This window comes from Streptomyces sp. NPDC004838 (assembly GCF_053600955.1).
The window spans coordinates 91917-110777 of sequence record NZ_JBSGAW010000031.1 but is presented as its reverse complement, the minus strand read 5'-3'; the positions used below and the strand labels follow the sequence as shown (position 1 = coordinate 110777).

At 72.0% G+C, this 18861-nt stretch carries 16 protein-coding genes and 1 pseudogene; 8 read left to right on the top strand and 9 right to left on the bottom strand.

The window, feature by feature from the left end; all coding sequences use genetic code 11:
- Positions 1–84: 84 nt before the first annotated feature.
- On the top strand, positions 85–447 hold the full coding sequence (locus ACWEFL_RS29605; RefSeq protein ID WP_451718254.1) for an ATP-binding protein: 363 nt from the start codon (positions 85–87) through the stop codon (positions 445–447).
- 143 nt (positions 448–590) lie between these two features.
- Here ACWEFL_RS29605 and ACWEFL_RS29600 read toward each other — a convergent pair whose 3' ends face one another.
- From ACWEFL_RS29600 to ACWEFL_RS29575, 6 genes and pseudogenes are all read right to left on the bottom strand, one after another.
- A complete protein-coding gene (locus tag ACWEFL_RS29600; RefSeq protein ID WP_451718251.1) occupies positions 591–1061 on the bottom strand; it encodes a hypothetical protein in 471 nt (156 codons plus the stop codon).
- A 58-nt stretch (positions 1062–1119) separates the two neighbouring features.
- Complete coding sequence (locus tag ACWEFL_RS29595; RefSeq protein WP_451718249.1) at positions 1120–2910, bottom strand: alpha/beta hydrolase; 1791 nt, start codon at positions 2908–2910, stop codon at positions 1120–1122.
- The gene (locus ACWEFL_RS29590; RefSeq protein ID WP_451718246.1) at positions 2907–3365 is read right to left on the bottom strand and encodes a hypothetical protein; all 459 of its coding nucleotides are present in this window, start codon (positions 3363–3365) and stop codon (positions 2907–2909) included. The genes ACWEFL_RS29595 and ACWEFL_RS29590 overlap by 4 nt, the downstream gene beginning before the upstream one ends.
- Positions 3366–3776: 411 nt before the next feature.
- Positions 3777–4172 (bottom strand): hypothetical protein, encoded by a 396-nt coding sequence (locus tag ACWEFL_RS29585; RefSeq protein ID WP_451718244.1) that lies wholly within the window; start codon positions 4170–4172, stop codon positions 3777–3779.
- A gap of 326 nt (positions 4173–4498) precedes the next feature.
- Complete coding sequence (locus tag ACWEFL_RS29580) at positions 4499–6949, bottom strand: ABC transporter permease (RefSeq protein WP_451718242.1); 2451 nt, start codon at positions 6947–6949, stop codon at positions 4499–4501.
- A 230-nt stretch (positions 6950–7179) separates the two neighbouring features.
- Positions 7180–7905 (bottom strand): annotated as a pseudogene (locus ACWEFL_RS29575) (ABC transporter ATP-binding protein); the annotation flags it as partial.
- 155 nt (positions 7906–8060) lie between these two features.
- Between ACWEFL_RS29575 and ACWEFL_RS29570 the strand changes: the two are divergent.
- Both ACWEFL_RS29570 and ACWEFL_RS29565 read left to right on the top strand, forming a co-directional pair.
- On the top strand, positions 8061–9488 hold the full coding sequence (locus tag ACWEFL_RS29570; protein ID WP_451718239.1) for a sensor histidine kinase: 1428 nt from the start codon (positions 8061–8063) through the stop codon (positions 9486–9488).
- Positions 9467–10120 carry a response regulator transcription factor gene (locus tag ACWEFL_RS29565; RefSeq protein ID WP_451718236.1) on the top strand — a complete coding sequence of 218 codons (654 nt, stop codon included), beginning with the start codon at positions 9467–9469 and terminating at the stop codon, positions 10118–10120. The genes ACWEFL_RS29570 and ACWEFL_RS29565 overlap by 22 nt, the downstream gene beginning before the upstream one ends.
- Positions 10121–10599: 479 nt before the next feature.
- Here ACWEFL_RS29565 and ACWEFL_RS29560 read toward each other — a convergent pair whose 3' ends face one another.
- Complete coding sequence (locus ACWEFL_RS29560) at positions 10600–11097, bottom strand: GNAT family N-acetyltransferase (protein ID WP_451718233.1); 498 nt, start codon at positions 11095–11097, stop codon at positions 10600–10602.
- A gap of 62 nt (positions 11098–11159) precedes the next feature.
- Here ACWEFL_RS29560 and ACWEFL_RS29555 point away from each other — a divergent pair, with 62 nt between their 5' ends.
- Both ACWEFL_RS29555 and ACWEFL_RS29550 read left to right on the top strand, forming a co-directional pair.
- Positions 11160–11957: an exodeoxyribonuclease III gene (locus tag ACWEFL_RS29555; RefSeq protein ID WP_451718231.1), complete on the top strand. Its 798-nt coding sequence runs from the start codon at positions 11160–11162 to the stop codon at positions 11955–11957.
- A gap of 138 nt (positions 11958–12095) precedes the next feature.
- Positions 12096–14201 carry a HelD family protein gene (locus ACWEFL_RS29550; RefSeq protein WP_451718228.1) on the top strand — a complete coding sequence of 702 codons (2106 nt, stop codon included), beginning with the start codon at positions 12096–12098 and terminating at the stop codon, positions 14199–14201.
- A gap of 136 nt (positions 14202–14337) precedes the next feature.
- Here the strand turns inward: ACWEFL_RS29550 and ACWEFL_RS29545 are convergent, their stop codons facing one another.
- Both ACWEFL_RS29545 and ACWEFL_RS29540 read right to left on the bottom strand, forming a co-directional pair.
- Positions 14338–14670 (bottom strand): hypothetical protein, encoded by a 333-nt coding sequence (locus ACWEFL_RS29545; protein WP_451718226.1) that lies wholly within the window; start codon positions 14668–14670, stop codon positions 14338–14340.
- Positions 14671–14773: 103 nt separating this feature from the next.
- Entirely contained in the window at positions 14774–15463 is a 690-nt protein-coding gene (locus ACWEFL_RS29540; protein ID WP_451718265.1) for a MerR family transcriptional regulator, read from the bottom strand.
- Between the two features lie 191 nt (positions 15464–15654).
- Between ACWEFL_RS29540 and ACWEFL_RS29535 the strand changes: the two genes are divergently transcribed.
- The 3 genes from ACWEFL_RS29535 to ACWEFL_RS29525 all read left to right on the top strand — a co-directional run bounded on the left by ACWEFL_RS29535 (position 15655) and on the right by ACWEFL_RS29525 (position 18617).
- Positions 15655–17295, top strand: a complete 1641-nt coding sequence (locus tag ACWEFL_RS29535) for a flavin-containing monooxygenase (protein ID WP_451718223.1) — start codon at positions 15655–15657, stop codon at positions 17293–17295.
- Between the two features lie 97 nt (positions 17296–17392).
- Positions 17393–18277, top strand: a complete 885-nt coding sequence (locus ACWEFL_RS29530) for an SDR family oxidoreductase (protein WP_451718220.1) — start codon at positions 17393–17395, stop codon at positions 18275–18277.
- A gap of 100 nt (positions 18278–18377) precedes the next feature.
- Positions 18378–18617 carry a hypothetical protein gene (locus ACWEFL_RS29525; RefSeq protein ID WP_451718218.1) on the top strand — a complete coding sequence of 80 codons (240 nt, stop codon included), beginning with the start codon at positions 18378–18380 and terminating at the stop codon, positions 18615–18617.
- The last annotated feature ends 244 nt before the right edge of the window (positions 18618–18861 follow it).

The following is an 18861-nucleotide window of genomic DNA, read 5'->3' as shown; positions in this document are numbered from 1 at the left end:
GCCTTGAACGCCTTCGACATCACCTTCGACGGCCGCCTCTCCGCAGCCCGCCAGTAACCCCAACCACCTCGTTACACCATTCGATTGACAGACCCCGCCCGGCTGCTCGCGGTCGAGCAACTACGCTCCTGGGAAAGGGAGTCCGAGGCCGTGGCCCAGATCATCGCGGAGCTGGCAGCCAACGCGGCGACACACGGACTGGTCGACGGGAGCGACTTCAGGCTCCGGATCGCGGATGACGGGCGGGTACTCCGCATCGAGGTGTCCGACCTGCGCGGTGACCGGTTTCCGGCGCGGCGGCGCGGGGCCGGGGAGGAGGACGAGTCGGGCCGGGGGTTGGTGCTCGTAGACGCGTTCGCCGCTCGGTGGGGCGTCTCGTCCGGGCCCGCTCCGGGGAAGACGGTGTGGGCGGAGCTGGATCTCCCGCCGGAGCCTGCGGAACGGTGACGGGCCCGCCTGTCGTACCCGCGCACCGTGCGGGTACGGACGGACGGGGTGGCCCGGTGCGGTAGGGACGGCGACCTGCTCCGGGGGAGGCTTCGGGAGCGGGACGGCCGGCGATTCGGGATGACGCCGGCAGGGCGGCGGGGTCAGTAACGGTCGACGCGCTGCCCTTCGGGCACCTGGTAGCAGCCGGAGACCACGGTTACGGACAGACGCTGTGGTTTGTCTTTCGCCAGGTAGTCGATGCTGACGCTGAAGCGGCGCTCGTCGTTGTCCGCGGTCAGGCTCAGGTTCTTGTTGAGGCTGCTGTCCCGCCCGTATTCGACAATCTTCCAGCCGTGCTTGGGAAGTTCGGTCTTCAGCCGTTCCATCACGTTGGCAAGTTGGCCACTGGAGGCGGGGCGGAGGCTCCAGGGGTGATACATCTGGTAGTACTTCTCACGGTCCTTCCCGTCGCCACACTCGGTGACTCTCGGACCTGGTTGAGACACCTTGCCCTTGACACCGATGAGGTCCAGGAGGTCGCTGGAGACCTTCTTCGTCTCCTGCGTGGCATCGTCGAGGGTCCTGGTACCCGAGGAGGGTACGGGGTCGTCGGACTGTCCAGTGGCGCTCATGCCGCATCCCGTGATCGAAGTGAGTACCAGGGCGAGTGTCAGGGCCGCAGCCCGCTGCTCAGTCTTCAAGTTTCACGTTCCCGTGTTGTCCAACGACAACCTGAGCCTGGTTCTTCAGGCTGAGGGTGTCAGGCTTCCAGTAATCGCTGTGGCCCTCGGTACCCGTGGCCATCTGGTTGGCTCCGAACAATTCGTCGCTGGGGATGAGCCATACCCCGCCACCGAGCCGCCACTGGTCGCCGCCGTGGCCGAATCGGCCGAGGTCCGGCACCGGGTCCTTGGGGGCCTCCTGGTTCCATACGCGACCCTTCGGTACGTCCAGTTCCTCGGCGGAACCCACCTGGACGCCGGGGCTGCCCGCGAAGATCACGTCATCGGCGTTGAGTTCCCCCTGCCGTGCGGCCGAGCCGATCAGCGTGGAGCCGTACGAGTGGCCGATGGCCGTTGTGTGGCTCGGCGTGTCGACCGTTCGGGAGGTTTCGAGGCCGTCGAGGAACCGGTTGAACGCCGGTGCTCCGTCGTCGGCGTAGTGGCTGAACGGTGCGTCCTTGGCGATGTGCTGAGGAGTGTCATAACCGAGCCAGGTGATCGTGGAGACCGAATCGCCGTCCGCGGAGTCCGTGGCGCCCTGCCACAGGTTCGCCATGCGGGAGATGTTGCCGCCGATACTGCCGAGGTTGCTCGTCGTCCCCGGAACGTAGACCGCGGTGTGGTCGGCCGTGTCGGGGTTCCCGTTGGCGACGATCGCACGGCCGTTGCCCTCGGGGCTGAAACCGAGGAGGTATGCCTCCGGCAGTCCTTCGGTCCCCGCGGAGTCCAGGCGTTCCTCAATGCTCCGCATCCCCTTCAGGGCGCGGGCGAGATGTTCGCGCTGCTCGGCGTACTTGTTCTCCCAGGCCAGGTACTCCTCCGTCACGTACGGCATTCTGCTGCCGTTGAGCCACTTGTACTTGTTCGTCGGTTCCGGCGGAATCGCGTCGAGGGCCGTCTGGTACTGCCCCTGTTTCTGGGCCAGGACCGTCCGGTTCGCCTCGTCCCTGACGTTTGCGGGCAGCCCGTCGAGAGCGCCGACGCTCGCCGGATGCATCGACAGGTGCGCGTCCCGCTGTTCGTCGGAGAGGCCGTCCCACCACTGGGCGTTCCGGGCGGGAGAGGCGTCCTGCGGGATGCTTCCCAGCGAATCGAGGTAGGGGTCGGCGGCCCCTCGCACCCCGTCCGTGTCTGTGGCGGAGTCCGCCCAGTCCCGGGCTGAGACGGTGAGGTCGTCGTCCGCCGTCAGGGCGCGCAGCTTGGGCGCCCACTTCTCGTCGGCGGCGGTGGCCTCCGCCAGTGCCGTGGCGATCCGGTCCGCGATGCCCTGGGCAGCGGTCGCGTACGGGTTGGGGCTCAGGCCGGAAGCCTGGCGACCCAGCGCCTGCGCCAGCGGGGTGTCCACGCCCCCGGCGGAGCCGCCCCGGGGTAAGGCTCCGTCCACCCGGTCCGGCCCCGGCGGATAGGTCACCGAGCCGTCCGAGTTGACGGTGAACCCCCGACCCCGGGCGTCCTCAAGGGCGGCCTCCAGCTTTCTCTTCGCGGCCGTCAGGTCGTACGCGAGGGCGTCCAGTGCCGTACCGACGAGGCCGCACTCGGTCCTCGTGTACCGGAAGTTCTCGGTCAGGGAACGGAGTTCACCCTGTGCGGCGGCCGCCGCCTCCCCTGCCAGGGATGCGCGCATCCGGGACGTGACGTCTCGCTCGATGCGGTCCTCGGCGGTACGGGCCATGTCCGCGAGGGCCCGGTAGCCGTCGGCGGCGCCTTCGTACTCCGCGGGCTTCAGGGCCCTGAGGGTCTGGAGATCCATGCTCGTCATCGCTCCCGGGTTTCGCCGCCGACGGCTACCGTGTCCGCGTACCCCGAAGCCACCGCGGAGATCTCCGCCTTCACGCCTTCGTCGGTCAGTAACTGCTCGTTCCCGACCCGCGCCATGATCGCCGCAAGGCTCCCGCAGCGCTTCCTCACGTCCTCGGCGTACTTCTTCCAGGAGGCGTACACCTCCCGCTCGGCGGACGCGCTGAGGCATCCGCCGGCGTCCCCGCCGGTCCCCGGCTGCTCTTCCGCCAGCTTGCCGAGCGCGGTGGTGACCGCACCCCGGAGCGAATCCACCGACCGGCCGGCCGCCACCCATGCCGCTCTGCTGGACCGTACGCCACCGGTGACCTCGCTGGCGGCCGGACCGGGACCGACGGCCACCTGATTCAGCCTCGTCCCGGTCGAGGTGCGCTCAGCGGCTTCGGATTTGAGCTGTTCCCACTCGTCCCATGCCATGCTCGGAGATCCCCTCGCTCCCGGCTCCGGTCCGCCGCGGCCGACACCGCCACTTGGTCGGCCCGAACAATTGGCAACGCTATCGGGCTCGCCCAACTCGGCGCGTTCTCCGGCGACTTACCTGGATGAGTACGCGTACTCATGCGCGCGTGGGGCGAGTGGTCCGCAGCCGAGTCCGTGCGCCTCGGACGGGGTACGTGCCGGTGCCTGCGGCCGGGCCGGGTCACGCGCCCATGGGCCCCGAAGTGTCGCCCGTACCGGCGCGCGCATCACCGCCGCGATCCGCAGCGAGGCCCCGGTGCCGTGCCCAGGAGGAAGGGGGCGGCGCCGGGGCCGGCCGCCGGTCGGGGCGGGCGGGCTGACGGCGGTGCGGGGTCGTCAGCCGGCCGGCTCCCGGCCGCGGGGGTGGTGTCAGTGGATGACGATGGAGAACCAGGAGTCGGCGACCTGGCCGTTGACATCGGTCGCCCATACCTTCGCGGAGCGCCCGCCGCCGTCGCAGTCGCTCGCCCAGGAGTAGCTGACGATCCTCGCGCGCTGGAGCGAGGAGACGCTGGGCAGCACCTTTGACGGGTCGAACTGCGCATCGGTGAAGGTCACGCAGTACTCACCCGGCCCCAAGCGCCGTACCTGGTCGATCCCCTTGGCGTTCAGCAGCGCGCCGGTGTCGGTGACCGTCGCACCCGCCCGCGCGTACGGCGCCTGGACGTTGTCCGCCACGGCGACCGCGACGCCGGCCGTGACCGCGGCGACGGCCAGGCCGACGGTACCGAGGGCGACGGAGCGGGCGATCTTGCTCTGGAACATGCGCTTCTCCCTTGGGGGCCCGAAGGCATCGACTACGGAGAGGATCGAATCAGTTACGTGATGTGACCCGCCAGGGGGCGGTGGGCGATTCACCCCGTCGTGTCGGGCCCTTGAACCGACAGTCCTCGGGTCTGAACCGGCGGCGCTCCGGCACACGTCAGCGGTCGTATGGGCTTCCGCGTGGCATGGCCCTGACCGGCGTCAACCGGACCGCGTCAACAGAGGGGCGTCAACAGAGGGACGTCAACTTGAGCGCGTCAACTGAGCGGCGTGGACTTGAGGGGCTTGCTTCGTTTCGCGCGGACCTGAACACGGCGCGGCAACCCTCACTCCCGTACCCCCGCCAGCTCCACCGCCCGTCCCCGCAAGGACCAGCCCGCCGGGATCACCGCGCAGACCATCGCGATCGCCGCGCAGGCCGCCACCACCGCGCCGAGCGACGCCCAGGGGAAGACGATCGGCGCCCACACCCGGAGCACCCCCAGTGCGCCCCACATACCGGCCAGGTTCAGCGCGGCGACCACCGTGCCGAGGACTCCGCCCACCGCCACCGCCAACGCGGCCTCCGCGGCGACCAGGCGGAGGACCTGAGCGCCCGTGGCCCCCGCCAGCCGCAGCACCGCCAGCTCGCGGACGCGGTCCGACACCGCCATGACCAGGGTGTTGGCGAGGGCGATGCCCGTATAGAGGAGGGCGATGCCGAGGACCACCAGATAGCCGGTCCGCGTCTGCCGGTTCGTCTCCGGGTAGGTCGCCGCGACCCATTCGGTCTTCGACCGCACCGATGCCCCGAACGGTCCGGCCGCCTTCCGCAGCGCCTCCGCGACGGCCGCCCGGTCGGCCCCCTCGGCGAGCCTGACGTCGATCCGGTCCACGGGAGCGCCGGCCGCGTTGCGCGGGGTGACGTACACGCCGTTGCCGCCCGTGCCGGCGCGCAGGACGGCCGCGATACGCAGCGGGGCGCGGGTGCCGTCGCCCAGCCAGACGTTCACCGTGTCGCCGACCGTGTGCCGCAGCCATTCGTCGTTGACGACGATGGAACGGTCGTCGAGATCGGCTGCGTTCCCCGCCGCCACGGGGAGACGGAAGGCGGCGGCCAGCCCGGCCGGGTCGGCCGCGCGTGCGTCGGACCGGATGAGCGCGGATCCCTCCTCCAGGACGAACACCGCGGACTTCGCCGACGCCGACACGACAGCGCCGGGGATCTCGCGCATCCGCTCCACGTCGGCCCGGCCGAAGCCGCCGGGGCCCGCGCCGGAGACCACGAAGTCGGCGGCCGTCTGCTCGCGTACCTCGGTCGCCTTCGCCTCGTTGAGGGTCGCCGTCGCCCCGAGCAGGGAGCCCGTGAGCGCCACCGTCACGAGGACGGGGGCCGCCACGGACGCGGTGCGTCGCACCCCGGCGGCGGCGTTCTCCCGGACCAGCATGCCGACCGCGCCCGGGAGTCGGGCGGGCAGCCATGCCAGAAATCTGCTCAGCGGGCGTACCAGTACCGGGGCGAGCAGCGCGAACGCGGTGATCAGCAGCATCGGACGGCTGGTGTACGTCTTGCGGTGGAGCAGTTCGCCCGGCTGCGACACCAGCGTGAACACCAGGGTCCCGACCCCGGCGAGCAGTAGCCCCCCGCCGAAGAGCAGTCGGCCCCACGTCATGGTCCCGGTGTCGACGGCCGCGTCACGCAGCGCCTGTACGGGGTCGACCCGGCCCGCGCGCCACGACGCGGCGACAACACCCGCGAGCGCCACCGACAGACCGGTCCAGAAGGCGAGATGGTACGGCCAGACGTACTCGTCGATGGTGAACCAGGAGGGCGCGACCTCGTTCTCCACCATGAACCGCGCCAGCTCCGGTGCGCCCCGGGCTCCGAGCGCGCAGCCCGCCGCCGACGCCAGTACGCCGATCAGCGCCGCCTCGGCGACCACCATGCGGCGGACCTGTCCCGGTGTGGCGCCGACCGTGCGCAGCAGTCCGAACTCGCGGCGGCGCTGGGCGACCGTGAAGGCGAAGGTCGACGCCACCACGAACACCGAGACGAAGCCGGTCATCCCGGCCGCCGTGCCCAGCATCGCGTTCACGGTGGCCAGCGCCCGGCCGTCTCGTCCGGGATCGGCGTCGGCGAGGCGCCGGTCGTTCCCGGTGAGCACCCGCAGCCCGCTTCCGACGGCGGCCTGTACGGCGTCGGGGTCGCCGTCGACGGCGAGTTGGTCGATACGCGGTGAGAGGGCGGCGGCCTGCCGGTCGGTGTAGAACACGGCGTTCTCGAAGCCGAGGCCGGCCAGGGTGCCGACGACCGTGACCGTGCCCCCGTCCGTAGGGATTGATTGACCGGGCTGGGCCCAGTTCCCGGTCACCGCGACTTCGCCCTCGGCCTTCGGGGCGCGGCCTGAGGAGAGTTCGTACGGGGCGAACGCGGCCGTCGACCACGGGTGTCCGACGAGGTCGCGGGGTCCGCCTTCGGCGCGTACGGGGAAGGATCGGTCCTCGACGGTACGGCCGACGGCGGCGGCTCTCCGGGCCTGTGCGGCGGTGACGGGCTTCGGGTCGGCCAGCGGCGCGGTCCGGTCGCCGACCGGTGTGGGCACCCGCAGGGTGTCGACCGGCCGGACGACGGCCCGGGCCCCGGCGAATCGCTCGGGCCCCCGGTCGGGGGCGTCCAGGCTCGACGCCAGCGCGAGGCCCATGGTCGCGATCAGCCCCACGCCGAGTGCCAGGGCGACGAAGCTGCCGACGAAGCCGGTCCAGCGGGTGCGCAGTCCGCGCAGGACGACGTTCAGCACGGGGTGGCCTCCGGCCTGGTGAAGGTGTCCGGCCCGCTCGGTCCGGCGGCGGGTCCTGGCACGCTCGGCCTGGCGGCGGGTCCTGGGCCGGGCGGCCCTCCGGGGGCCACCGGTCCGGCAGACCCGGCGGTGGGGTGCGGCTCCGCCGGTCCGGCAGCCCCGGAGTCGGGGTGCGGCTTCGCCGGTCCGGCAGACCCGGCGGTGGGATGCGGCTCCGCCGGTTCCGCGGTGGCGTCCAGCGCTGCCATCCGGGAGGCCACGGACTCGGCGGTCGGCGACACCAGTTCGCCGTGGACCGCGCCGTCGACCAGGAACACCACCCGGTCCGCGTAGGAGGCGGCCACCGGGTCGTGGGTGACCATGACGACCGTCTGTCCTTCGGCGTCGACCATCGCGCGCAGGACCGTCAGCACCTCACGGCTCGTGCGGGTGTCGAGCGCGCCCGTCGGCTCGTCGCCGAAGAGCACCTCGGGCCGGGTGATCAGGGCCCGCGCGAGGGCGACGCGCTGCTGCTGACCGCCGGACAGCTCCGTCGGCCGGTGCCGGGCCCGGTCGCCGAGACCGACCCGGTCGAGGACTTCCCGTACGCGGGCCCGTGACGGCCTCCGCCCGGCCAGCCGCAGCGGGAGCGCCACATTCTGCTCGGCGGTGAGCGCGGGCAGCAGATTGAACGACTGGAAGACGAAGCCGATGCGTTCGCGCCGGAGCAGGGTCAGCCCGGTCTGGCTCAGTCCGGTGAGTTCGGTGTCCCCGATCCTGACCGATCCGGCCGTGGGCCGGTCGAGCCCGGCGGCGCACTGGAGCAGGGTCGACTTGCCGGAGCCCGAAGGGCCCATGACCGCTGTGAATGTGCCCCGCGGGAAGCTCAGGGAGACCTGGTCGAGGGCGGTGACGGTATGGTCTCCCGCTCCGTGGACACGGCTGACGGAGCGCAGCTGAACGGCGTCGTTGGTCATGCCCCGACTCAACCGCCGCCGGTCCTCCCGCACATCACGGCAGGAGGGAGTCCTGGGGTAGGGGCAGGGGGGAGTCCCGGGGTATGGCCTGCCATACCCCGTACGCTCCGTCTGGGCGGATGTCCCGTTTCCGGCCCGCCTTCTACGGTGAGTCCATGTGCTCTCGTACCGTGTGGCAGGCCCTCTCCGGGCCCGCCTACCTCCGCTCGGCCTGGCCCTGGCGCTCCGCCGCGTACCTGGTCACCGGCGCGCTGGCCGGGGCGGTCACGTTGGTGGCGGTCCTGGTGCTGACCGCCGTCGCCGGAGCGCTGGCGGTGGTGCTGGTGGGGCTTCCGCTGCTGCCGCTGCTCGGACTGTGCGGGCTGCCCGTCGCCCGCGTCGAACGATGGCGGCTGCGGCTGGTCGACGAGCACCCCGCGCACGATCCGCACCGGGCCCCCGCCGAGCGGGGAGTGTGGCCCTGGGCCAGGACGCGCTACCGCGAGCGGGCCACCTGGCGCGAACTGGGATACGCGGTGCTGCTCGCCCTGCTGCTCTGGCCGCTGGACGCGCTCGCGATCGGGCTGCTCCTGTCCGTGCCGCTCGGCCTGGCGGCCACGCCGGTGCTGATGGCGACCGTCGGGGGCGGTGAGGAGGCGTCCGTGCTCAAGGCGTGGACGGTCACCTCCTGGCCGATGGCGCTCGGCATCGCCGTTCTCGGGGTCGTCCTGCTGGCCGCCGCCCTCTACCTGGTGGGGCTGTACGCCGGGGCACGGGCCGAGCTGACCCGGCTGCTCATCGCGCCCAAGGACCCGGCCGACGGCGAACTGGGCACGAGGGTCGCCGAACTCACCAGCTCACGCGTCCGCCTGGTCGACGCCTTCGAGGCGGAACGCCGCCGTATCGAACGGGATCTCCACGACGGCGCGCAGCAACGGCTGGTCGCGCTCACGCTGACCCTGGGCCTGGCCCGGCTCGACGCCCCGCCGGGCCCGCTCGCCGACCAGCTCGCCAAGGCGCACGAGGAGGCGGGGGAGGCGCTCGCCGAACTGCGCGAGCTGATCCACGGCATTCACCCCAGGGTCCTCGCCGACTACGGGTTGTCGGCAGCCGTCGCGGACGCGGCGGACCGCTCGGCCGTCCCCGTCGACGTCGAGCTGGACCTGGGCGGCAGGCTGCCGCAGGCCGTGGAGGCCGCCGCGTACTTCGTCGTGTGCGAGGCGCTCACGAATGTCGCCAAGCACAGCGGAGCGACCCGCGCGCGGGTGACGGGCGGCCACCGCGACGGACTGCTGTCGCTGGAGATCCGCGACGACGGCCGGGGCGGCGCGAGCGTCGGGCACGAAGGCACCGAGCGCACCGGAAGTACCGGAAGCACCGGGAGCACCGAGCGGACCGGGAGCACTGAGCGGACCGGGAGCACTGAGCGGACCGGGAGCACTGAGCGGACCGGGGTCACCGAGCGCACGGCGAGCACGGGACTGACCGGCCTCGCGGACAGGGTGTCCGTACTGGATGGCAGACTCTCCCTGTCCAGTCCGCCCGGCGGACCGACCCTGTTGCTCGTGGAGATCCCTTGCACGTGGACCGAACACTCCGCGTAGTACTCGCCGAGGACAGCGTGCTGCTCCGGGAGGGCCTGATCGGTCTGCTCCACCGCTGCGGCCACGAGGTCGTCGCGGCCGTGGGCGACGCGGACGCGATGCTGACGGCGGTGGCCGAGCACCGGCCGGACATCGTGGTCACGGACGTCCGCATGCCACCGGGCTTCCAGGACGAGGGCCTGCACGCGGCGGTACGGATCCGTGAGGAGCACCCCGGCCTGCCGGTCCTGGTGCTCAGCCAGTACGTACAGCGGTCGTACGCCGCCGAGTTGCTCGACTCCGGCGACGGCTCGGGCGTCGGCTATCTCCTCAAGGACCGCGTCGGCCAGGTCGAGGAGTTCGTCGACGCCCTGCGGAAGGTCGCCGACGGCGGCACGGTCGTCGACCCCGAAGTGGTACGCCGACTCCTGCGCCGCCGCCGTGACCCGCTGGAACGCCTCACGGCCCGCGAGCGCGAGGTCCTGGCCCTCGTCGCACAGGGGCGGTCGAACAGGGCGATCGCCAAGGACCTGGTGGTCTCCGAGGCGGCGGTCGGCAAGCACATCGGCAGCATCCTGGCGAAGCTGGATCTGCCTCCGGCGGATGACTCGCACCGCAGGGTGCTGGCGGTGCTGGCGTATCTCAGATCCTGAAGTACCCGTGCCTGTACGGGCGTTCAGGCGGGCGGGCGGGCGGGCGGAGTCGGCGGCGCCGCGTGGGTCGTGACGCAGTTCACTGCCGTTCATCACGGGGGAAGTCTGCCGCGAACCGCCCGGATGTGGGACCGTACTGCCGGTTGTTACTCGCAGGTATTCGCCGCTGTGGAACGGCAGTTGAGCCGCCGTGCCCCGTCGTGCCCGGACGCCCGGATTCCCGCGAGGCTTTCTCCGGCACCGCGTCCCGCTCGGCTCGCTGAACCGAGAGCGGCTGCCGGCCCAGGCCAGGGCGGGGTCTGACGCCCTGGCCCGGCTCGTACGGAAGCCCCCGCGCCCGTACGAGCACCGGAGCCCCTGCCGGATCCCCCACCGGCAGGGGCTTCCGGCACCCCGGTCCCAGGTTGGCCGGTGCGGCTCGCCATGGACCCGTGCTCGCGGGGAACCCGCTCAGAGGCCGCCGGTCCGGCGGCCGGATCTCATGCCAGCGGCTTCACGTAGCAGCGGCTGCCGTCGTGGTCCCGGTAGTAGCCGAAGTTCGTCGGCGAGAGCGTGTAGCCGCTGGAGAGGTAGAGCGCGATCGCCTCGGGCTGCTGGTCGCCGGTCGCCAGCACCATCCTGGTCCGGCCCGCGGCCCGCGCGTCGTCCTCCAGGACGGCGAGGATACGGCGGGCGAGGCCGAGGCCGCGCGCCTCGGGCCTCACATACATCCGCTTCAGCTCGGCGTCGCCGTCCTCGTAACCCTCGTCGTTGCGGCTCTGGGTGCGCCAGCCGCCCGAGGCGACCGGACGGTCGTCGTCGTACGCGATGAGATAAAGGCCATACGGCGGGGCGAACATCGAGGCGTCGACCGGGGTGGCGTCGCCGTCCTCCTCGCCGTTCTCGGAGGGGCCGTAGCGCACCACGTACTCCTGCATGACCTCGTCGTTGAGCTTGACGGCGTCGGGGTGGTCGAACGGGACCGGGCGTACATCCATGCAGCTCATCGTACGATTTTGCCGGTGGCGGCCACCGGAGGGTCCCTGGATAGGCTGCCGGAATGCTCACCGTGACTTCCGTGAATGTGAATGGGCTCCGCGCCGCCGCGAAGAAGGGCTTCGTGGAGTGGCTGGCCGCTACCGACGCCGATGTGGTCTGCCTCCAGGAGGTACGGGCGGAGCCCGAGCAGCTCCCCGAGGCGGTGCGGCGGCCCGAGGGCTGGCACACCGCGCACGCGCCCGCCGGGGCGAAGGGGCGCGCGGGGGTCTCCCTCTACACGCGGCGGGAGCCGGACGAGGTGCGGACCGGGTTCGGGTCGGCCGAGTTCGACGGCAGCGGGCGGTACGTCGAGGCGGATCTGCCGGGCGTCACCGTCGCCAGCCTGTATCTGCCGTCGGGCGAGGTCGGCACCGAGAAGCAGGACGAGAAGTACCGGTTCATGGCGGAGTTCCTGCCGTATCTGCGCGAGCTGAAAGCGCGGTCCGCCGAGGCCGGGCGTGAGGTCGTCGTCTGCGGCGACTGGAACATCGCCCACCACGAGGCGGACCTGAAGAACTGGCGCGGCAACAAGAAGAACTCCGGCTTCCTGCCCGAGGAGCGCGCCTGGCTGTCCCGTGTCTTCGACGAGGCGGAGTACGTGGACGTGGTCCGCGCCCTCCACCCGGACCAGGAGGGGCCGTACACCTGGTGGTCGTACCGGGGGCGCGCCTTCGACAACGACACCGGCTGGCGGATCGACCTGGCCGTCGCCACTCCGGGGCTGGCTGGCCGGGCGGTCAAGGCGTACGTCGAGCGGGCGGCGAGCCACGACGAGCGCTGGAGCGACCATGCTCCGGTGACGGTCGTCTTCGACGGGTGACCGTGACGGTGTGGGGAGCGAAGAGCCGGCGTGAAGGCGGACCGGGCCCGAGCGGCTGACTCGGACAAGTAAGTCAAGCCTTACTTTCGCGGGGATTCGGCTGCACAGTGGAGAGCCGAGTCGCGAGGAGGGCCGCTGTTGCCGCAGTTCAGCCATGAGGATGCCGCAGGACAGGTCGAGGTGGAGCAGGCCCACGTGGCCGCCATGTACGGGCTGCTCGACGAGCGATCGGCCGATGTGCGGGCCCGGCTGGCGGACGTACTGCGGTCGTCGGCCGACAGCGCGGGCGACGTGTACGCGCGCGATGTCGCCGCGGAGCGACTTGCGCACCGGCTTCGCCGGTTGGAGGGGGCCGAGGAGGGGTTGGCGTTCGGCCGGATCGACGGCGGGGACGGAACGGTCCTGCACATCGGACGGCTCGGCCTGCACGTGGACGGCCGGGACCTGCCGCTGCTCGTCGACTGGCGAGCGGAAGCGGCGCGGCCCTTCTACGCCGCGACGGCCGTCCACCCGATGGGGCAGCGGCGACGCCGTCATCTGCGGGTCGAGGGCCGTGCGGTACGTGCGGTGAGCGATGAGCTGCTGGACGGATCCGCGGCCGGGGCCGGAGACATCGTCGGCGACGGTCCGTTGACGGAGGCGCTGGAGGCGCGGCGCACGGGCCGGATGCGTGCGGCGGTGGCGACGCTGCAGGCGGAGCAGGACGCGATCGTGCGGTCCCCGCATCGGGGCGTGACGGTGGTGCAGGGCGGCCCCGGTACGGGCAAGACCGTCGTCGCGCTGCACCGGGCGGCGTACGTGCTGTACGCGTTCCCGGGCGCCGCCGCGCGCGGTGTGCTGGTGCTCGGGCCGAACGCGCGGTTCCTCGACTACGTCTCCCAGGTGCTCCCCTCGCTGGGGGAGAACGATGTGGTCCTGTCGACGTGCGCGGAGCTGGCCGGGGTGGTGCCCGCGGCTGTGGAGTCGTTCGATGTCGCGCGCCTCAAGGGGAGTTCCGCGCTGGCCGGGGCGCTGGCGGATCTGGTGGGCTCCTCGCAGGCACCCGGCGGCGGCACCGCGGTGCGTGTGGGGCAGGAGTGGGTCCGTCTGGGAAGCGTGGACGTCGTGGCGGCGCGGGAGGCCGCGGTGGCGAGCGGCCTCGCGCACAACCGTGCGCGGGAGGTGTTCAAGGAGCACCTGATCGGCGCGGTCACGGGCGCACTGGAGCGCGGGGCCGTCGAGGCCCTGGAGCACATCGACGCCGAGATCGCCGAGAGCACGGGCATGGATCTCGATGCCGCGGCCGCGGCCGACCTGCGGGCTCTCGGCTTCGACGACGCGCCGGCCGCGGACCCGGCCGAGGTCTTCGACGCGGACGCCGTCCGCGCGAACCTCATGGGCGACGCCCACGTCGACCGTGTGGTGGAGTCCCTCTGGCCACGGCTGACGCCCGAAGCGGTCGTACGGGCCCTGCTGGCGGACGCTCGCACGATGGCCGGTCATCTGCCGTCGCTCGCCGGTGACGAACGTTCCCGGCCGGGGTGTTCTGTCGACGCCCCGTGGACCGATGCCGATGTACCGCTGTTGGACGAGGCGGCAGAGCTGGTGGACGGGCCGCCGGAGCGGACGTTCGGGCATGTCGTGGTCGACGAGGCCCAGGAGCTGACCGCCATGCAGTGGCGGATGGTCATGCGCCGGTGTCCGGCCAGGTCGATGACTCTGGTGGGCGACTTCGCCCAGGCGGGCCCCGCGACGGCTGCGAGCGACTGGTCCCAGGCGCTGGGTCCGCATCTCGGCGGCCGGTTCGCCCTGCACACCCTGACCGTCGGCTACCGCACGACCCAGGAGATCCTGGAGACCACCCACGACCTGCTCGCGCGGATCGCCCCCGGCCAGACGCCGATCCGGTCGATCCGCCATGGCGAACCTCCCCGGAGCGTCACCACAGGTCCCTCCACACTGGCCACCGCCGTGGCCGAGGAACTCCGGGCGCGGGCCGCGGCGCACCCGAGCGAACTGCTCGCCGTGATCTGCGCGGACGACCGGGTCGAGGAGATGACGACCGCCGGTGTCACAGCGTGGGCACGCCTCGTGCCGGCTTCCGAGGCCCGCGGCCTGGAGTTCGACGCGGTCGTCATCGTCGCCCCGGAGGAGATCGTCGCGGCCCGCCCCAGCGGCGAGCGTGACCTGTACGTCGCCCTCACGCGTGCCACCAAGAGACTGTGCGTGATCGCCGCCCACCTCGTGTCACAGCACACCTCATGACGCCTCTGACGGGCGCTCGGAGCCGCTGCTTCGTGGGCTTCGTGGGCTTCGATGGGATGTGTGTTGGGCGCTGTGTGGGCTGTGTGGGCTGTGTGGCGGGGCGTCGGGATGCTCCGCCGACGCCGGAAGGGTGTCGTCAGCGGTCCTCGTCCGCTGCCGCCACCGTGTCGTCGGCGTCCGCCAGGGCCCTGCGCAGCGCGTCCACGCCCGGTGCCCCGTCCATACGGCCCTCCTCATCCCGGTAGAGACGGCACGACACGCTCGGCACCGCCCCCGCCCGCGCGAACGGGTCGACACCGTCGAGCAGGACCGTCGGGGAGCCGGTCATGCCCCAGCGCGCGGCGTCGGCCTCCTCGCGGACCTCGACGCGTTCCACCCGGGCTGCCCGGCCGGCCAGCGCGGTGGCGATCCGTTCCTCCAGGACCGGGCCGTTCGGGCAGTCCGGAACCGTGAGCACCGTGATCCGCATGGCGGTCTCCTCTCAGTTCCTCTCAGTTCTTCTCGGTTCGTCTCATCTTCTCGGTTCGTCTCACTCCGTCGCGGCAGGGCTGTCGCGCACGGCCGCCCTCGGGTCAGAGGGACTTGGCGGAGTCCGCGCGCACTTCGACGCAGTCTCCGCGGGCCCCGGCCGGGCCGGCTGGTGCCTCGGGCCCCCGCAGCAGCCGGTCCAGCGCCATCGACAGCTCCGCGTCCGTCACGGTCTTCGCGAGCGGGCGGAGTCTGTCGGCGTCGCCCTCCGGGGCGTGGTCCCGCAGCATCCCGACGAACAGCTCCGCGAGCGCCTCCGCGTGCGCACGGACCCGCTGCCCCGCCTCCAGCACCGCCGACAGGGGCACCCCTTCCCGTACGAGCGCGGAGGAGACCTCCAGCAGTCGGCGGCTGATGTGCACGATCGCGTCGCCGTCCGTGGCGAGATAGCCGAGGTCCAGCGCCGTCGCCAGGTTCTCCGGGGTGACCTCGCCCTCGAAGTGGTCGGCCAGCTCCTCCGGGGTGAGGCGGACGGGAGTCTCCTCGGTGGGCATGCCGAGGCCGAGCACTTCGCCGACGTCCCGCCCGCTCTCGAACGCGGTGGCGAGATCGGCGATGCCGTTCAGTGTGTGCCCCCGCTCCAGCAGCGCGGCGATCGTGCGGAGCCGGGCCAGATGGCGATCGTCGTACCAGGCGATACGGCCCGCCCGGCGGGGCGGCGGGATCAGACCGCGCTCGCGGTAGAAGCGCAGGGTGCGCACCGTGATGCCGGCCTTCTCGGCCAGCTCCTCCATGCGGTACTCGCGTCCTTCTGCCACAGGGGAAGCCTATGTTGTCACACCGGTAACTTGTCGCGCCCGGCCTCTACCGCTCGGTATCCGCCCTGCTCTACCCTCCCAACCATGCCAGTGATTGCTGGCATGGTTGTGGCTTGTGGCTGATGGCTGATGGCTTGGATCGTGACTCTGACGTGAGTGGAGGCGGCATGAGCGAACGAAGGCGGGAACCGCAATCGCAGGAGCGAGACCGGGCCCAGGGGCTGGAACAGGGGCTGGAACAGGGGGAGGAGCCGGCGCAGGGCGGGGACCGGGAGTACGAGGGCGGCCACGGCGGCAGCGGCCGGGAAGCCCGGCATGTACGCGTCGCAATCATCGGTTCAGGATTCGGCGGCCTCGGCGCGGCCGTCCGCCTCCGCCGTGAGGGCATCACCGACTTCGTCGTCCTGGAGCGGGCCGCGTCGGTCGGCGGCACCTGGCGGGACAACAGCTATCCGGGCTGCGCCTGCGATGTGCCCTCCCACCTCTACTCCTTCTCCTTCGCACCCAACCCCGACTGGCCCCGCACCTTCTCCGGCCAGGACCACATCCGCGCGTATCTGGAACATGTCGCCGACGTCTTCCGGCTCCGCCCGCACCTCCGCTTCAACCACGACGTACGGATGATGACCTGGGACGACGACGGACTGCACTGGCGGATCGAGACCAGCGGGGGCGACTACACCGCCGACGTGGTCGTCTCGGCGGCCGGGCCGCTCTCCGATCCCAAGATCCCCGAGATCCCCGGTCTCGCGGAGTTCCCCGGCAAGGTCTTCCACTCCGCCCGCTGGGACCACGGCTACGATCTGCGCGGCAAGCGCGTCGCCGTGATCGGGACGGGCGCGTCCGCGATCCAGATCGTGCCCCGGATCCAGCCGCAGGTCTCCTCGCTGACCCTCTTCCAGCGAACCCCGCCCTGGGTCCTGCCGAAGGCGGACCGCCGTATCACCGGGGCGGAGCGCTGGCTGCACCGGCAGCTTCCGTTCACCTCGTCCGTACGGCGCGGAGTGCTGTGGGGCCTACGGGAGTTGCAGGTCCAGGCGTTCACCAAGCGGCCGAAGGAGCTGGGGTTCGTCGAGTCGCTGGCCAAGGCCAATCTCGCCAAGTCGGTCAAGGACCCGGCGCTGCGGGCCAAGCTGACGCCCTCGTACCGCATCGGCTGCAAGCGGATCGGGCTCTCCAGCGACTACTACCCGGCCATCGCCCGCCCCAATGTGGAGGTGGTGGCATCCGGCCTCGCCGAGGTCCGGGGCACCACGCTCGTCGCCTCCGACGGGACCGCCGCGGCCGATGTCGACGCGGTCGTCTTCGGCACGGGATTCCATGTCACCGACCTGCCGATCGCCGAGCGGGTCGTCGGCGCGGACGGGATCACGCTCGCCGAGGCGTGGAAGGACGGCATGGAGTCGCTGCGGGGGGCGACGGCCGCCGGGTTCCCCAACTGGATGACGATCATCGGTCCCAACACGGGACTCGGGAACTCCTCCATGATCCTGATGATCGAGTCCCAGCTGAACTATCTGGCCGACTACATGCGGCAGTTGACCGTCCTCGGCGGCCGTACCGCGCTCACGCCCAAGCCGTCCGCCGTGGGCGCGTGGAACCGCCGCGTACAGGAACGGATGAAGCGGACCGTGTGGAGCACCGGCGGCTGCACGAGCTGGTATCTCGACGCCGCCGGCCGCAATACGACCGTCTGGCCGGGCACGACCGGCGAGTTCAGGCGGGCGACGCGGGAGGTCGACCTCGCGGAGTACGCCATCGTCCGCAAGCCCGCACGGCCCGCGCCGGTGCTGGAGGGCGCGCGATGACGCCCGGCCGGACGCGGAACGGTCATCCGCCGAACGGCCGGGCGGGGAACGGCCGTGCCCCGGAAGCCCGTTCGCGCAACCGTGAGGAGACGGCCGTATGAACGGCAGGGTGAGTCTGGACGGGCAGGTCGCGGTCGTCACCGGCGCGGCGCGGGGCGTCGGGGAGCTGCTGGCCCGCAAGCTCTCCGCGCGCGGCGCGCGGGTGGCTCTGGTCGGCCTGGAGCCGGAGGAGTTGAAGCGGGTCTCGGCGCGGCTCCACGCCGAGAGCGACTGGTGGGACGCGGATGTCACCGACCAGGAGGCGATGGTCCGCGTCGCGGTCGAGGTCCGGGAGCGCTTCGGCAAGGTCGACACCGTCGTGGCGAACGCGGGCGTGGCGGCGGGCGGTCCCTTCATGGAATCCGACCCGGTCGCCTGGCGCCGGGTCATCGAGGTCAATCTCATCGGCAGCGCGCTCACGGGCCGCGCGTTCCTGCCGTATCTGGTGGAGAGCCGCGGCTACTTCCTCCAGATAGCCTCCCTCGCGGCGATCACCCCCGCGCCGATGATGTCGGCCTACTGCGCCTCCAAGTCCGGCGTCGAGGCGTTCGCCCACAGCCTGCGCGCGGAAGTCGCCCACCGGGGCGTCCGCGTCGGCGTCGGCTATCTGTCCTGGACCGACACCGACATGGTGCGCGGCGCGGATCGGGACGGCGTCATGCGCGAACTCCGGCAGCGACTGCCCTGGCCGGCGAACCGCACCTATCCGCTGGGCCCGGCCGTCGACCGTATCGTCGCCGGGGTCGAGCGGAGGTCGGCCCATGTGTACGCCCAAGGGTGGCTCCGGGGGACGCAGGCGATGCGGGGCGGTCTGCCCGCCGTCATCGCCGCCGTCGGCCGTCGCGAGATGAAGCGCTTCGAACCCCGGCTGAGCGCGGTGGCGAAGGGCCTGGTGGGCGCGGGCGGCGCGGCCGACGAGGCGGTGCGCACGGAGCGTAACTGATCGACATGCGATGTATGTCCGCCCGTGCCACGCTGGTCGAGGCCGCAGGCTACACCGCCTGGGGACCAACCCCCCACCCCCTCACTAGGAGACACTCTCCATGGGTATCAAGGACCAGTTCCAGGTCAAGGCGCAGGAGCTTCAGGAGCAGGCGAAGCAGCGTTCGGGCAAGTCGAAGGGCCAGCCCCAGGAGTCCGGGCCGCAGCGCCGTCAGGAGCCCGGCCAGAACCGTGACCAGCAGCAGGGCCGTCCGCAAGAGGAGCGCCGCGACCGCGCTTCCCAGGACGAGCGCCGCGACGCTGAGCGCAGGACCGGCCGGCCCGCCAACCGGCCTGCCTGACGCCTGACTTGCGAGGGGCGCGTCCGTTCTCCGGAACGGGCGCGTCCCTTCGCGTGTCCGCGACCGGTCCGTCCCGCGCGCGCTGCACCGACGCCCGCCCACCGGGTCACCGGGCACCGGGCGTCAGCCGGTGGCGGGGGGCGCCTCGCGAGTCCGGGTCCGGGCCAGGTGGAATCCGGGCCGGGTCCGGGTCCGGGCCGAGTCCAAGTCCGAGTCCAAGTCCGAGTGCGTCGGTGCCGGACGT

Coding starts and splice junctions, on each gene's coding strand:
- ACWEFL_RS29545 (WP_451718226.1), bottom strand. CDS start 14,670: ATGCGGATCACGGTGCTCACGGTTCCGGACTGCCCGAACGGCCCGGTC.
- ACWEFL_RS29530 (WP_451718220.1), top strand. CDS start 17,393: ATGAACGGCAGGGTGAGTCTGGACGGGCAGGTCGCGGTCGTCACCGGC.
- ACWEFL_RS29540 (WP_451718265.1), bottom strand. CDS start 15,463: ATGGAGGAGCTGGCCGAGAAGGCCGGCATCACGGTGCGCACCCTGCGC.
- ACWEFL_RS29595 (WP_451718249.1), bottom strand. CDS start 2,910: ATGACGAGCATGGATCTCCAGACCCTCAGGGCCCTGAAGCCCGCGGAG.
- ACWEFL_RS29560 (WP_451718233.1), bottom strand. CDS start 11,097: ATGGATGTACGCCCGGTCCCGTTCGACCACCCCGACGCCGTCAAGCTC.
- ACWEFL_RS29535 (WP_451718223.1), top strand. CDS start 15,655: ATGAGCGAACGAAGGCGGGAACCGCAATCGCAGGAGCGAGACCGGGCC.
- ACWEFL_RS29585 (WP_451718244.1), bottom strand. CDS start 4,172: ATGTTCCAGAGCAAGATCGCCCGCTCCGTCGCCCTCGGTACCGTCGGC.
- ACWEFL_RS29570 (WP_451718239.1), top strand. CDS start 8,061: ATGTGCTCTCGTACCGTGTGGCAGGCCCTCTCCGGGCCCGCCTACCTC.
- ACWEFL_RS29525 (WP_451718218.1), top strand. CDS start 18,378: ATGGGTATCAAGGACCAGTTCCAGGTCAAGGCGCAGGAGCTTCAGGAG.
- ACWEFL_RS29590 (WP_451718246.1), bottom strand. CDS start 3,365: ATGGCATGGGACGAGTGGGAACAGCTCAAATCCGAAGCCGCTGAGCGC.
- ACWEFL_RS29600 (WP_451718251.1), bottom strand. CDS start 1,061: ATGAGCGCCACTGGACAGTCCGACGACCCCGTACCCTCCTCGGGTACC.
- ACWEFL_RS29555 (WP_451718231.1), top strand. CDS start 11,160: ATGCTCACCGTGACTTCCGTGAATGTGAATGGGCTCCGCGCCGCCGCG.